Origin of the sequence: Mycobacterium sp. (assembly GCF_050701515.1) — a bacterium.
GTDB lineage: Bacteria > Actinomycetota > Actinomycetes > Mycobacteriales > Mycobacteriaceae > Mycobacterium.
Genome location: NZ_JBOGDB010000023.1, coordinates 1 through 14,555 on the forward strand (window position 1 = coordinate 1; position 14,555 = coordinate 14,555).

General features: G+C 66.0%; 10 protein-coding genes and 1 pseudogene. 4 read left to right on the forward strand and 7 right to left on the reverse strand.

The window, feature by feature from the left end:
• Window positions 1-577: pseudogene (locus ACRDU5_RS01810) on the forward strand (transposase); the annotation flags it as partial.
• An 18-nt stretch (window positions 578-595) separates the two neighbouring features.
• On the opposite strand, the gene ACRDU5_RS01815 reads toward ACRDU5_RS01810, so the two are convergent.
• The 3 genes from ACRDU5_RS01815 to ACRDU5_RS01825 are packed head-to-tail and all read right to left on the reverse strand — an operon-like array spanning window position 596 to window position 3,715.
• The gene (locus tag ACRDU5_RS01815) at window positions 596-1,498 is read right to left on the reverse strand and encodes an aldose 1-epimerase (RefSeq protein ID WP_526612505.1); all 903 of its coding nucleotides are present in this window, start codon (window positions 1,496-1,498) and stop codon (window positions 596-598) included.
• Between the two features lie 18 nt (window positions 1,499-1,516).
• Complete coding sequence (locus tag ACRDU5_RS01820; RefSeq protein ID WP_526612506.1) at window positions 1,517-2,683, reverse strand: FAD-binding oxidoreductase; 1,167 nt, start codon at window positions 2,681-2,683, stop codon at window positions 1,517-1,519.
• A gap of 15 nt (window positions 2,684-2,698) precedes the next feature.
• On the reverse strand, window positions 2,699-3,715 hold the full coding sequence (locus ACRDU5_RS01825; protein ID WP_526612507.1) for an ABC transporter permease: 1,017 nt from the start codon (window positions 3,713-3,715) through the stop codon (window positions 2,699-2,701).
• Between the two features lie 102 nt (window positions 3,716-3,817).
• Here ACRDU5_RS01825 and ACRDU5_RS01830 point away from each other — a divergent pair, with 102 nt between their 5' ends.
• Window positions 3,818-4,456: a TetR/AcrR family transcriptional regulator gene (locus ACRDU5_RS01830; RefSeq protein WP_526612508.1), complete on the forward strand. Its 639-nt coding sequence runs from the start codon at window positions 3,818-3,820 to the stop codon at window positions 4,454-4,456.
• Here the strand turns inward: ACRDU5_RS01830 and ACRDU5_RS01835 are convergent.
• A complete protein-coding gene (locus ACRDU5_RS01835; protein WP_526612509.1) occupies window positions 4,451-5,122 on the reverse strand; it encodes a GAP family protein in 672 nt (223 codons plus the stop codon). The genes ACRDU5_RS01830 and ACRDU5_RS01835 overlap by 6 nt on opposite strands.
• A 294-nt stretch (window positions 5,123-5,416) precedes the next feature.
• Here ACRDU5_RS01835 and ACRDU5_RS01840 point away from each other — a divergent pair, with 294 nt between their 5' ends.
• Entirely contained in the window at window positions 5,417-8,539 is a 3,123-nt protein-coding gene (locus ACRDU5_RS01840; protein ID WP_526612514.1) for a multicopper oxidase family protein, read from the forward strand.
• Here the strand turns inward: ACRDU5_RS01840 and ACRDU5_RS01845 are convergent.
• The 3 genes from ACRDU5_RS01845 to ACRDU5_RS01855 are packed head-to-tail and all read right to left on the reverse strand — an operon-like array spanning window position 8,536 to window position 13,039.
• Window positions 8,536-9,507, reverse strand: coding sequence for an antibiotic biosynthesis monooxygenase (locus ACRDU5_RS01845; RefSeq protein ID WP_526612510.1), 972 nt, complete (start codon window positions 9,505-9,507; stop codon window positions 8,536-8,538). The two genes, ACRDU5_RS01840 and ACRDU5_RS01845, sit on opposite strands and share 4 nt — an antisense overlap.
• Entirely contained in the window at window positions 9,504-12,221 is a 2,718-nt protein-coding gene (locus ACRDU5_RS01850) for a molybdopterin-dependent oxidoreductase (RefSeq protein WP_526612511.1), read from the reverse strand. Before ACRDU5_RS01850 ends, ACRDU5_RS01845 begins: the two co-directional genes overlap by 4 nt.
• Window positions 12,218-13,039, reverse strand: a complete 822-nt coding sequence (locus ACRDU5_RS01855; protein ID WP_526612512.1) for an FAD binding domain-containing protein — start codon at window positions 13,037-13,039, stop codon at window positions 12,218-12,220. The genes ACRDU5_RS01850 and ACRDU5_RS01855 overlap by 4 nt, the downstream gene beginning before the upstream one ends.
• Window positions 13,040-13,247: 208 nt before the next feature.
• Between ACRDU5_RS01855 and ACRDU5_RS01860 the strand changes: the two genes are divergently transcribed.
• Window positions 13,248-14,555: Clp protease N-terminal domain-containing protein (locus tag ACRDU5_RS01860; RefSeq protein WP_526612513.1), on the forward strand; the 1,308-nt coding region annotated here is incomplete at its 3' end.

Here is a 14,555-nt window from a genome sequence, read left to right on the forward strand (position 1 = left end):
CCACGGCAACACCATCACCGTCGAGGACTGTGCGATCGCGACGTGGGCGCGGTTGTGGGGCAAGCGGATCGCACTGTTCAGCCCCGGCATGCTCGTCACCGCCCTGGTGTGCGAATGCGCCGCCACCGGTGGCCGGTTGTATCGGGCGGGCACCCGGTCCACCGCGCTGAGTCAGCACTGCCTCTGCGGAGCCCACGTGCCCAAGACCCTGGCGCAGCGCACCCATCACTGCGGCCGCTGCGGGCTGCGCGCCGACCGCGACATCACCTCGGCGATGCTGGCGGCCTGCGTCGAGCTGACCGATCCAGAGAATCCGTGCACCGCGCGGGTCAACTACCGACTTGCCCACGCCCTGCGGGCGTGGCTGGCCTCCCAGCAAGAGTGGGAGGACTCAGTCAACCGGCACCAGCCACCACCATCATCCGATGTTGGACCGGCCAGGACCGGCAGCCACCACCCGGTGGCCTCTGCTGAGCAAGCAGCACTCGGCCCACCCCCGAACAGACCAAGCCGAAAGCCTGGACGTCGCGGGACCAGCCGAAAACAACCAGATCCCAAGCTGATTGGCGCTGCATGACCCATTACGGGTCAACTCTTAGCTCACGCGGATCGAGAATGCCGCGGTCGCCGGCTCACCCGGCTGGGCGGATCGGTAGCCGCCGCGACGCAATGAGTCGGTCGGCGCCGCCATCGGCTCGAAGCAGATGACGTCTTCGTCGCCGGGCGCGAATACCTGGACGGCCGAGTAGCCTTCGTCGAACTTCACCTCGATGCGACGCTGGCCGCCCGACACGGCGAACACCGAGCCCGGCGCCACTTCGTCGTATCCGTCGTCGAAGAACCTGTCGCCCAACAATTCCGTGGTCGGCTCGTGGGCTTCCATCTCCCCGGTGGGAATGCCCCACGCATTGACGGGCCGGAACCGCATGGCCGGTGTTTCCATCTGCCATTCGGACCGAGGGACGTCGGGGATTTGTAGGTACGGGTGAAACCCGTAACACAACGGAACCCGGGCTCCGGTGGTCGCGGTCACGGTGGTGCGCAGCGTCAGTGTGCGGTCGCCGAGTGTGATGTCGAGCGTCAACAAATGGGGAAACGGGAACGATGCCAGCAGTCCGGGGCGCGAGCCGTAATCCAGTTCGGCGGTCAGCCGGGATTCCAGCTGCGTGGTCACCTCCCAGTTCGGGTACGCCGCCAGCACGCCGTGGATCGGCACACCGTGCTGGTCGGTGCGCACACCGCCGGTTCCCGGAGTGAGCGTCACAACGGCGCCGTCGACCCCATAGCCGTTGCTGCTCAATCGATTCGCCCACGGATACAGGATCGGGATACCCATCGTGCGGTGGCTGGAGACGTACGCCTGCAGTCCGCGACGCTGGCCCAGTAGCTCAACCCCGTCGTCGGCGAGCGACGTGCCGACCATGCCGGCGTTGGGGACGAAGGTTGCGGTCAACGATGACGACGGGTCACGAAGCGTGACGGTGTCAAACTCGGGCATCGTTGGAGTCTGTCATGGCTAGCTGGCCAGCGGATCGTGTTGGATGCGTGCGGCCGGTGCACCTTTGGCGATCAGCGCTTGTTTGGTCGCGGCGACCATCTTCGGCCCGCCGCAGATCAGAATCTGTCGGTCGCTCCAGTTTCCGTACCTCGTCACCACCTCCGGCAGCTTGCCGGTCTGGCGCAGGTGCAGCCCGCGGGGCGGCTGCACGTCGGGGTAGTCGGTGGCCCACGGCGGATCCTGGGTGAACTCCGTAACCGGCGACACCGACAGCCAAGGGTTGTTCGACGCGATTTGCCACAGCGTGCGCAAGTCGTACAGCTCGCAGGGATAGCGCGCACCGAAGAACAGGTGCACCCTCGGGTTGACGCCCCACCGGGTCAGGTCCATGATCAGCGCCCGCAGCGGCGCGAGCCCGGTGCTGCCCGCGACCATCAGCACGTCGCCGCCGTCCCGGTCGACCTGCATGCCGCCGTGTGGGTTGGACAGCCGCCAGCGGTCACCGGGCTGGGCCTCACCCACGATGGCGGTGCTGACCATTCCACCGGTGACCGAACGGATGTGGAACTCGATGCCGCCGCCGCGGTCCGCGGGGATCGCCGGGCTCAGGTAGCGCCATCGACGGGGCCACTGCGGCACCTGGACGGTCACGTACTGGCCGGGGTGGTAGAACATCGGCTGGTCCAGCTGCAGCCGGATCACCGATATGTCGCGCGATACCCGGTTGTGCTCGACGACGGTGCCGTCGCAGAACGGTGGGCCCTGTTCGGCGTCGGCGGCGCCGCGCATGACGCCGATAATCAGGGAAATCGCCGACAGCGCCGTGTCGGCGAGTTTGCCGTCCCAGTTCTCTTTCAGGTGGCTGCGCAATGTTCCGTAGAGCGCGTCCTGCATGGTGTCGTAATGCTCTTGTGTGACACCGTATTTGCGGTGATCGCGGCCCAGCTGAGCCAGGAATGCCACCGGCTCCTCGGCCCGTTGGGCGATGAGCTCTCCGAACAGCCACGTCATCGCCTCGGCGAAAACCTTTCGCTGCGCGTCCAGGTCCGGTGGAAACAGATCACGCACCGCCATGTCGAGGGCGAACCAGCGGGTGTAGAACCGGCCGACCAGCTCCTGGCCCCCGTGGCGTGGGTCGACCGCGTCGCGCAGCATGCGCAGCCCGGCACGGTCGTCGAGTCCCACGCCGTTCGAGTGTAATTAGGCGACTTTTCGCGAAGCCTTGCCGTTTCGCACCGCGGCGATGACGATCATCACCGCTCCCGCCACTGCCCAGCAGGTCAGCACCACGATCGCGGTCGTCGCACCGGCGCCGTCGAAGAACGCCGTCGAGCGCAGCAGTGTCGCGTTGGCCCCCTGCGGTAGCCATTGCCCGAAGGCGCCCCAGCCATTCGGCAGCATTTCCGGCGCGCTCGCCACGCCGGACAGCGGATTGCCGAGCAGCATGACAGCAGCGGCGCCGATGGCCAGGCCGACCCGGCCGAATAGCGACCCGAGCCCCAGCAAGGCGAGCGCGGTGGCAAGTACGCCCAGCCCAAGCCCGGCGGTGACGCCCCAGAAGTTCGTTTCTATCGACCCGAAGACGTAACGCAGGACGCCGGCGATCGTCAGCGCCGCCGCGCCGGCGAATACCACGGTGGCACCGAATCTCAACCACACCTGCGACGGGAACACAATCACCAGGATCACTGCCGGCAGCAGACCGGCCAGCGCCAGCGGCAGCGCCGAGGCCGCCAGGCCGGTTCCGCGCGGGTCGTCCTGCGCAAGCGGCGCGAGATCGACGGTTCGCATCGGCATGCCGGTGTGCTGCGCGATGCCGCTGCCTACCTGTGTCAGCAGCTGCGCCACCATCGGGCTGCCGCCCGACGCCAGCAGGAGCGTCGGTCCCTGCGGTGTGACCGCGATTCCGCCGTACACATCGCGATCGCGGATCGCGGTCCGCAGCGCCGCCTCGCCTGGGTAGTAGGTGACCGCAAAGGCGCCGGGCGCATTCTGCTCGAGCATGCCTCCGAACTGGCCGTTGGCCGCCTGCGGTCCGGATACGCCGATGGGCACGTCGTGCGGCCCGGACTTGGCCGCGGGCAGGCCGAAGGCGATGAAGAGGATCGCCAGCCCCAGGGAGAGGGCGACGACGAGGCCCGCGGCGCGCACCGCGGCCGGCGGCTCGTGCGCGGGTGATGCGTGGTGGGTGTGCTTCGGAACGGCGTCCGTAGTCATTGGTGGGACCCTTTTCATCCGACGTTGAATTAATTGCGCACGGTGAGCGTAACTCGGGCGGGGGTGATATTTCAACAGACATTGAAATGATATCGTCGGCGTATGCCGTCACCAGCCAAGACGACCAAGCGGCGGGGCCGACGCCAGGGCGAACCGGTGTCGCGCGACGTGGTGCTGGCGGCTGCCAAGAAGCGGTTCGCCATGGAGGGCTACGAGAAGACGACGCTGCGGGCAATCGCGGGCGATGCGCATGTCGACCCGTCGATGGTGCTGTACCTGTTCGGGTCGAAGGCCGACCTGTTCCGCGAGTCGCTGCGGTTGGTGCTGGACACCGACGCGCTGGTGTCGGCATTGCATGGCGGTCCCGCCGACGACGCGGACATCGGAACGCGGCTGGTCCGCACCTACCTGCGGATGTGGGAGACGCCCGACACCGCGACGAGCATGCGGGCGATGCTGCAGGCGGTGACGTCGAACACCGACGCCCACGACGCGTTCCGCGCCTTCGTCCAGAGCTACGTGTTGACCGCGGTGTCAGGGGAGCTCGGCGGTGACGACACGGCCCGGCTGCGCGCGATGCTGGTCGGGAGTCAGCTCGTCGGCACGGCACTGATCCGATACGTCATCGCGGTGCCGCCGTTGGCGACGCTGTCGGTGGACGAGGTGGTGCGCTTGATCGCGCCGACGGTGACGCGGTATCTGACCGCCGACGCGTCTGAGCTCGGGATGCCCGCGCTATAGCCCGTGAATTCCCTTGTACAGCACCAGAAGTCCGATCACGGTCAAGATGCCGGCCACCAGCGACGCATGCTGGCGCTCCATCCAGTCCTTCAGCCGCGCCAGTGGCTCGTCGAGGCGGTCGCCCGAAACGGCGTAGGCGAGGATGGGAATCGCGACCGTCGAGCCGGCCACCGCCACATACCAAGCGACAGCAAGCCACGCGCGTGAGCTTCCCAGCCCGGCCGTGCCGATCGCCAAACCCGCTGCCGCACATATGAATAGCACCTTGGGGTTCGCCACCGTGAGTACCGTTGCGGTGACGGCGGCCCGCGGCGGGCTGACCTTGCTCAAACTGCGCACCCAACCCGGCGTGTGAGCCGACCGCTTGCGGGTGAGCCAGCGATAGACGCCGAACACGATCAGCGCGGCCCCAACGACGACGCGCAGCCATGAGGCCCAGCCCGGGGGCTTGTCACCGAGTCCGCCGAGCAGGCTGGACACCCCGAGGAAAGCGGCCGCCAACGCCGCAAGCCCGACCAGCCAGCCGGCCAGGAAGGCCAACCCCGTCGGCCGGGGCCGCGGCGTGTGCAGCACTAGCACCGCCGGAATGATCGACAGCGGCGACAGCGCGACCACCAGCGCCAGCGGAATGAGTTCGGTCAGTACCGATCCCCAATTGCCCGACATTGGCAGCCCTTTCGTCGCATCATCGGGGATGAACGTAGCAAGCCGGGAGGCCGCAATGGTGGCGATCAGGAGCGGGAGTCGACCCTCGGACGCGCCTTCCTCATCGCGTACGACTACCTGTTCGCCCGCGATCTGAACGGCAGAGCAGCAAATTTGCCACGAACGTAAGTTTTGCGCTGTAGTGTGCGATTAGTCCAGCGATGCGCCGTAGCCACGCCGTGCAGAAATGGGGACGCCATGCGGCTCCTTCGAACGAAGTCGACCCTGGTCGTCGCCCTCATCGCCGTCACCGCGATGGCAGCGATGATGACGGCGTGCACGTCCGGCAAGGCGCCCGACGCCCAGGTCGGCGTCAACGCGGGTCCCGACGGCAAGCCCGCCCCGTTCAAGGAGCCGGTCCGGCTGTCCAGCAAGGACGGCGTCCTCGAGGTACGGCTGTCGGCGCACCAGGGCACGGTGAACCTGGACACCGTGAAAGAACCCGTGTCCAACTTCCTGGTGTTCGGCTACGACCTGGTCAAGGGCACCAGCTCGGACGGATCGACCAAGGGCGACAATCTCTATCCCGCGCCGACTCTGCGCGTCGAACCCGGTGAGCGCCTGATCATCCACTATGACAACGACCTTCAGGGTCTGACGATCGACGACTTCAACGATCCTTCCTACGTTCCGGTCGGCGGCGACATCCCCGTCTATCCGCCCGTACTGAGGGACGCGCCGCTGAACCTGCACACCCACGGACTGCATGTGAGCCCGTCCGGAAACGCCGACAACGTTCTGCTGTCCATCCCCGCGGGAATGGGCAACACGTATGACTACGCGGTTCCGACGAACATGCCGAATGGCCTGTACTGGTATCACAGTCATCGCCATACCGTGACCGCGCAGCAGACGTACATGGGCCTGGCGGGCATGTTGGAGATCGGTCGGCCCGACGGAAACCTGCCGCTGGTCACGAAGAGCGACATCCCGATCCGCACCATGGCCGTGCAGTACAACTTCGTCTTCGACCGCCGGAACGGCGGTCATCAGCTGAACAACCCGTACTGGGAGCAGTGGGTCAACACCCTCAAACCGCCGGAGGGCGACCAACTCGCCGACGGTACGTACCGACCGAGTCTCGCGCCGGTGAACTTCACGCAGAGCAGCAAGGACGCCGAGTTCATCACGAACTGGTACGCCGGGCCGCTGTCGGTCCGAAACCATCGGGGGCAGAACCAGTTCATTCCGCAGAATCTGCAGACGTTCACCAGCCCGACCAAGACCGTCCCGGCGAATCCGGCGCTGCCGGAGAACGAACGCGACGTGCAGTTCACCATCAACGGCCAGTTCCAGCCGGAGCTGAAGCTGAAGCCTGGCCAGACCGAGATCTGGGTGTTCGCCAATATGAGCGACATCGCCTTCGTGCCACTGCGTTTCACCGAGACAGCGACGGGCAACCATCCAAAGTTCGCGATCGTCGGGCAGGACGGCAACCCCTACACCCAGGTGCAGCGGCCCGTGGACGGTGACGGAACGTACCTCGAGATCCCTCCCGGATCGCGGTATGCGATCGCGGTGACGATGCCGAAGACCGGCGACCTCGTCGTCGACATGCCGCCGGGTCCCGGTGTCAAGGGGATATCCGAACCCGGTGTGCTGTACACGAACAACGGCACCGAGAACTCGCCGGCCGTACTCGGGACGGTCACCATCGACCCCAAGCACATCGCGGCGCGGGACGGCTTCTTCACCTTCCCGACGCAGACCCTGCTGAAGGTCACCCCGGACAGTGGTGAGGGACAGACCACGGCTTTCGAGCCGGGCCAAAACCTGGACGCTTACACGTCATTCGTCGACACCTCGGTGATGGAGCCCGCGGTCAAGCGCGACTTCGACATCGGCGGCGGCTTCAACGACAAGTTCGCGAACAAGAACGATCCCAAGGCGTTCACTTACCAGTTCGACGACAACATCTTCCCGAATATCCCGTTGATCCAGCCCCGCCTGAACTCCGTCGAGGAGTGGAAGTTCACCAACTACAACAACGATAGTCATCCGATTCACATCCACGTCAACGACTTTCAGGTCCAGCAGGTGGTCAGTCCACTGATCGGCACCACCACCGGGGTGCAGCCATTCGGTATCGACAACGCCAACGTCCCGCCGCCGGAGATCGACGCCGACGACAATGCGACAGCGGCCTCGACAATGACGTTGCGGTCGGACTTCGTCGAATACAAGGGAACCTACGTGGTCCACTGTCACCGGCTGAACCACGAGGACAACGGATTGATGATGACCATCAACGTCATTCCCGAGGTGTCGAGCTACGCGGTCGCCGTGCCCGGGTCGAACGGCAAACCGGCGACCGTGCAGATCCACGACGGCGACGGAGACAAGGTGACCGAATTCGTCACGCCGTTCCCGTCGTTCGAGGGCACCCCGAGCGTGGCGATGGCAGACGTGAACGGTGACATGATCCTCGACCTCGTCGCAGGCACCGGCCCAGGTGTTGACGCCCAGGTGGTCGCCTACGACGGCAACGACACGGTACTAGGACGCTTCGCCTCGGAGCTGACCCGGTTCGCGCCGTTCGACGCGGGATCCCAGGGCGGCGTGAACGTAGCGGGTGCCGATATCGACGGAAATGGCCTGGCCGACAACATCATCGTGGGGTCGGGCGCCGGCACGGAGTCGCAGGTGAAGGTGTTCTCGTCCACCCTGCCCGCCGAGAAGGACAAGGCTCCGGACGTGTTCTCCACCTTCACGCCGTACCCCGGCTCGGATTCCGGGGTCTCGGTGGCCACGGGGATGGTGGAGCTCGGGTCAGGCCGCGAGACCATCGTCACCGCGCCCGGACCGGGTGAGGCACCTCAGATCAAGACCTTCCGCTTCGACCTGTTCACACCGACTGCGCGGGCTCAGGCGGGTGGCACGGCCACCGAGCACGCCACCAAACCCAATGAGCCCAAGATGACTTCACAGTTCCTGGCATACGACGAGAACTACACCGGCGGGGTATCGCTTTCGACCGGCTGGGTGGCGGGTGTCGAGGGTGGCGCCAAGAGCGTCGTCACCGGGCAGCTCGATGGACCGGGAACCGTACGGGTGTGGTCGACCGGATCGCGCCTCGACGGGTTCCCCTCCTCCTATACGGTGAGCCCCAACGATCACGACGCCGACGTCGAGTTCACCCAGATCGCGTCGTTCGAACCGTTCCCCGGCGGTGCTCGGACCGGGGTGACCGTAGCGACCACCAGCACCACCAATGGCGCGGATCTGTTGGTCAGCGGTAAGGGAGCAGGCGGTGCCGAGGTGCAGAAGGTCGGACTCGCCAGACCGAATCCGACCGCAACGACGGTGGCGCCCACGGTGATTGCGAAGCTACCCGCACTTCCGGGCGTCAACGGCCCCGCGCCGCTCGGCGGTCGCTAGGGAAGGTGCCAGAACACCCTGGTGACCAGGTAGAAGACCACCGCCCAGAACGTCATGGCTGAAACGACGAGGCCGATGCCCCGCCAATTCGTCGCGGCCTCCGGCACCCCCGGGGGCGGCCGCAGCCAGTGCTTCAAAAGCGGGTTGACATAGTAGGGCATGATCAGGAAGCTAATAGCGAAGCTGGACAATAGATTTCCGATCAACATGCCCAACCACAGCGGCATGTGCAGCGGTGATACCGCGAGCGTGAGCAATACCACGGTGGGGTAGAGGCCAACCCAGACTGCCACCGACGTCTTGAAGTTCGAGGGCGGCGGCGCCTGGTTACCGTGCTCGTCGAAGGCGAACCAGCTGCCGAACGAATTGTCGATAGTGCGGGACTGGAAGTCGGCGAACTTCTCGCCCTCCGCCAACAGCTGCTGGCGTTCCTTGGAGATGAGCCACCTGTCGAGGTCGGCTGCGGTCTCGTAGCGATAAAGCGTGGTCCACTCGTCCTGCACGCCTTCGACGGGCCGAAACAGTTCGGTGCCGCGAAAGCCGGGAAACTTGCTCTCCGCCAGCCGGAGTCGATCCTGCCAGGCCAGGAAGTCTTCGACGTTCTCCGGGCTGACGCGGTGGCTGACGGCCACCGTCACGAGTTGATCGGCTGGTTTTGCGGCGCCACCGACGACCTGTTGGGTGGGCGCGCCGTCGACATATCGCCGACCGGCCGCGAGGCCTTCTTGCCGAGTGGCGCTGTTCATCCAGGCCTGGACGTTGGCGATGGAATCGAAGCGGTAGACCACCACCCAATCCGATTGCACGGCGGTCGGCGGAGTGACCTCCGCGCCGATGAATCCGGGGTATCGAGAGGCGGCCTCGTTCAATTCGTGCTGCCAGGCAATGTATGCCTGCTCGGAGCCGGGACGGACTCGTTCACCGATGATGACCGTTGCGGCGGCGGCGGTTTCCATGGCCTCGTTCATTTCGCCTGAACCAGTCGGCTCGCCCCCAGCTCGGCGTAGATGCGCTCCGGGGACAGCGGCAACGAGCGATAGCGCACACCCGTCGCGTTCTCCAGCGCGTTGGCCAACGCCGGCGCCACCGGGTTGATGCAGCACTCCGCCATGCCCTTGGACTTCATCGGTCCGACCGAATCGGTCGATTCAACCAGGAGCACCTCGGTGCGGGGGATGTCGGCGTAGGTGGGGATCCGGTAATTGCGCAGGTTCGGGTTGACCATGACACCGTTGTCGTCGACGTGAAAGTTCTCGGTCAGCGCGAAACCGATGCCCATGGCGACGCCGCCCTCGATCTGACCGCGAACCTGTGCGGGGTTGATCACCACCCCGGGGTCGGCGGCCTGCACGCTGTAGAGAATTCGGATCTCGCCGGTGACCCGGTGCACGGCGATGCGGAACCCTTGGGTGTTCGATGTGACGCTGCGTGGTGATCCGTACGCCTTGCGGGATTCGGTGAACCGGACGCCGCGCTGGCGGGCCAGCTCGAGGAGTTCGGCGAGCGAAATCCGCGCATCCCCACAGACCACCCCGTCGTCGTCCAAAACGCACGAGCCCACGTCGACATGGGCGTGTGCGGCGGCGAATCCCAGGATGCGGTCACGCAGTGCCGTTGATGCGTACTGCACCGCATTGCCCGACACGAAGAGCCCCGCGCTGGCGAACGCTCCGGTGTCGAAGCCGGTCCGGTCGGTGTCGGACTGTACGAGGTGTATCCGCGACGGCGTGGTACCGAGTTGGGTGGCGGCGATCTGGACGTGTGCGGTTGAGGTGCCCTCACCGAACTCGACTGTGCCGACGGCGATCTCGTAGATGCAGTCGTCTCGTAATGTCGCCCACGCATCCGAGGTGTGGTCGGTGGGCGGTGCGGTCTCGTGCAGCGAGGTCGCGGCACCGGTGCCGACCAGCCAATCCTCGCCGAGATCATCGCCGCTGTCGTTGCGTCGCAACGCCTCGTCGACGAGGTCGATGCATTGTGTGACGCCGTCCTCGGTGAAGGCGACGTCGTCGGGATGGTCGGTGACCGCGAGCAGGGCGTCACCCGGGCGCACGACGTTGCGCCGGCGGAATTCCAGCGGATCCATGTCGAGCTTGACCGCGAGTTCGTCGAGGGCCGACTCCACTGCGAACGCCGGCTGGGTCATGCCGTAGCCACGCAGTGCGCCGCTGGGCACCGTATTCGTGTAGACGGCGTGGGCGTCGAATTTCTTGTTGGCACAACGGTAGAGCGCGATCGCGGCGCCCGCCGCGAACAGTGTCTCCCCGCCGTGGTTACCGTAGGCGCCGGTGTTGGAGACGTTGCGGAAGTGCAGCGCGGTCAGGATCCCGTCGGCCTTGGCTCCGAGTTTGACCGTGCATTTCATCGGATGCCGTGGTGAGGCGGTGGTGAATCCCTCTTCGCGGGTGTACTCCCAGCACACCGGGCGCCCGGTGTCGAGGGTGGCCAGAGCGGGCAGGTCCTCGGAGATCAGTTCCTGCTTGCCGCCGAAGCCGCCCCCGACGCGCTTGCAGAACACGCGCAGCTGGTCGGGACGCAAGTCGAACAGATGGGACAGCTTGACCTTGGCGACCGACGGTGACTGTGAGCTGGTGCGGACATTCAGCCGACCGTCCTCCGTCCAGGCGATCGATCCGTGCGTTTCGAGGTGTGCATGCTGCACCCGCGGCGAGAGGTAGGTGCCCTCGTGGATCACGTCTGCTTGGGCGAATCCCGCTTCCACGTCGCCGATTTCGCCGTGCAGTTCGAGCAGGATGTTGTGGTCCTTATCGTGGGCGAACGGGTCGTCGTAGCTGTGTAGTTGGGGGGCACCGTCGGCCATCGCCTCCTCCGGATCGAATACCGCGGGCAGCACGTCGTACTCCACGACGACCTTGCGACAGCCTTCTTCGGCGGCACCGACAGTGTCGGCGAGCACGGCTACCACCCGTTGGCCCGCGAAGCGCACGACGTTGTCGAGGATGTAGGTGTCGTCGGGGTCGACGAGATGGTCGGTGTGGATCGCGGTGCTGTAGCGCCTCCGGGGAACGTCCTCCCAGGTGTACACGCGGTGCACACCCGGAACGGCAAGCGCCGCCGTCTTGTCGATGGAGACGATGCGCGCGTGGGCGTGTGGCGAGTGCAGCACCTTCAGGTGCAGCATGCCCTCCATCTCGGTGTCCATGGTGAACTCGACCGTGCCGGTCACCACCCCGGTTGCCGCCGGCGCGCCGACGCTGGCGCCGACGGCCCTGCCGGGAAGTGCCTCCTCGATCGCGGCGATACCGTTGACGGCATCCTCGATGGCGCGATAGCCGGTGCAGCGGCAGAGATTTCCCTTCAGCGCCCGTGGCAGATCCTGCTTCTGTTCGTCGGTGAAGGTCGCCGAGGTCATGATCATGCCCGCGGTGCAGAAGCCGCACTGGAATCCGGGGGCGTCGCGGAACTGCCGCTGCATCGGATGCAGATTCTCCGGTGTGCCGAGCCCCTCGATCGTGGTGACCTCGTGCCCGTCGGCACGGAATGCGGGCGTGATGCAGCTGTGCACGGCGCTGCCGTCGAGCCACACCGTGCAGGCACCGCAATCGCCTGCGTCGCAACCCTTCTTGACGCCATGCCAGCCAAGTGAACGCAGAAAGGTGCGAAGGCACTGACCCGCGCGCGGCTCGTCGTCGAACGTCTCGCCGTTCACGGTGTAAGTCATGAAGCTGCTCCGGCGAGCTCGATGCGGATCTCTTCGGCGTAGTGCTTGGCCAGATGACGGCGATGGTCGGGCGTGCCGTTCGGGTCGTCGAACCACACCTCTTCAGGCAGCGCGTCAATGCTGTCTTGCAGCGCTTCCGCGTCGGGCATCGCGCCGAACGCCAACCGAATTGGGCGGGTGGTTCCCGCCGTGATCGTAAGCAATAAGTCGGCATCGGCGCCTTGGGTGGCGATCATGAAGATGGTCGACCGGCCCAACTGGGTCAACGTGAAGCGGCGGTGCGCGTGGCGCTTGGTCAGAGCGCTGATCGGGATGTCGATCTTTCGCAGTAGTTCACCGGGAGCAAGGATGTTCTCGTGGTTGCCCGTCACGAAATCGACTGCGTCGACGGTGTGTTCGGAGCCTGAGGTCGACTGCAGCGTGTAGGTCGCCTCAAGCGCCACGGTCATGGTGATCATCGGGCCCGCGGGCAGGGACATGCAGATGTTGCCGCCGACCGTTGCCGCGTTCCACACCTTGAACGAGGCCAGGAACGCCTCGCAGCTGGTGGCGAACAGTGCGGCGGCTCGCCAGTCGTCGGGCGCGGTAAACGCGTACAGATCCCGGATCGTGCACATGGCACCCATCTCGAGGCCCGCCTCGTTCGCCACCAAGTCGTCCCAGCCGAGCGGCATCAGGTCGATGAGGCGGCGCAGATCGGGTTGCTGGTCGGAGAACAGCCAGGTCCCCCCGGCCAGCCAGGCGTCGCCAGGGCGCCAGTCGCTACCCGGCCGCTCGGAAGGCCGTCTAACGACCTGGGTAATGGTATTGATGTCCACCTCAATGACCCTTCGACGAGTGCGGGGCTGAACGCCGGAGCCGGCAATTGTCCAGTGTGGGGGATATGCACGCAGATCGGCCGTTTTTCGTACACAGTCCGCACGGTCGCCGAAAAAAGCCAAAGTTGAGCGGAACAGACTCAACCTTGACGACGTTGAACTTCCCGACAAGCATTTACCCAGCTCTTTTTGACTGATCGGAGGTGTCGTGGACTCGTTCAACCCGACGACCAAGACCCAGGCGGCCCTGACCGCGGCTTTGCAGGCGGCCAGCGCCGAAGGCAACCCGCAGATCGTGCCCGCCCACCTATTGATGGCACTGCTCACCCAAAACGATGGCATTGCCGCCCCCTTGCTGGAGGCCGTCGGCGTCGACCCCGCGACCATTCGCACCGAGACGCAACGGCTGCTGGACCGGCTGCCCAGCGCCAGCGGCGCCAACGCGCAGCCGCAGTTGGCCCCGCAATCGCTGGCCGCGATCACCGTCGCCCAGCAGCTGGCCACCGAGATGGACGACGAGTACGTCTCGACCGAGCACCTGATGGTCGGGCTGGCCACCGGCGACTCGGATGTGGCCAAGCTGCTGACCGGGCACGGCGCGCCGCCGCAGGCGCTGCGCGACGCGTTCGTCAAGGTCCGCGGCAGCGCCCGGGTCACCAGCCCGGACCCGGAAGGCAGCTACCAGGCGCTGGAGAAGTACTCCACCGACCTGACCGAAAGCGCCCGCGAGGGCAAGCTCGACCCGGTTATCGGGCGGGACAACGAGATTCGGCGCGTCGTACAGGTGCTGTCCCGCCGCACCAAGAACAACCCGGTGCTGATCGGGGAGCCCGGCGTCGGCAAGACAGCGATCGTGGAGGGCCTGGCCCAGCGGATCGTGGCCGGCGACGTGCCCGAAAGCCTGCGGGACAAGAGCGTCATCTCACTGGACCTGGGTTCGATGGTCGCCGGGTCGAAGTACCGCGGCGAGTTCGAGGAGCGGCTGAAGGCCGTGCTCGACGACATCAAGAACTCGGCCGGCCAGATCATCACGTTCATCGACGAGCTGCACACCATCGTCGGCGCCGGCGCGACCGGAGAGTCGTCGATGGACGCCGGCAACATGATCAAGCCGATGCTGGCCCGCGGCGAGCTGCGGCTGGTCGGTGCCACCACGCTCGACGAGTACCGCAAGTACATCGAGAAGGACGCCGCGCTGGAGCGCCGGTTTCAGCAGGTGTTCGTCGGTGAGCCGTCGGTCGAGGACACCATCGGCATCCTGCGCGGTCTGAAGGACCGCTACGAGGTGCACCACGGCGTGCGCATCACCGACTCCGCGCTGGTCGCGGCGGCCACCCTGTCCGACCGCTACATCACCGCGCGGTACCTGCCCGACAAGGCCATCGACCTGGTCGACGAGGCCGCAGCCCGGCTGCGGATGGAGATCGACTCCCGGCCCGTCGAGATCGACGAGGTGGAGCGCCTGGTGCGCCGCCTGGAGATCGAGGAGATGGCACTGGCGAAGGAGGAGGACGCC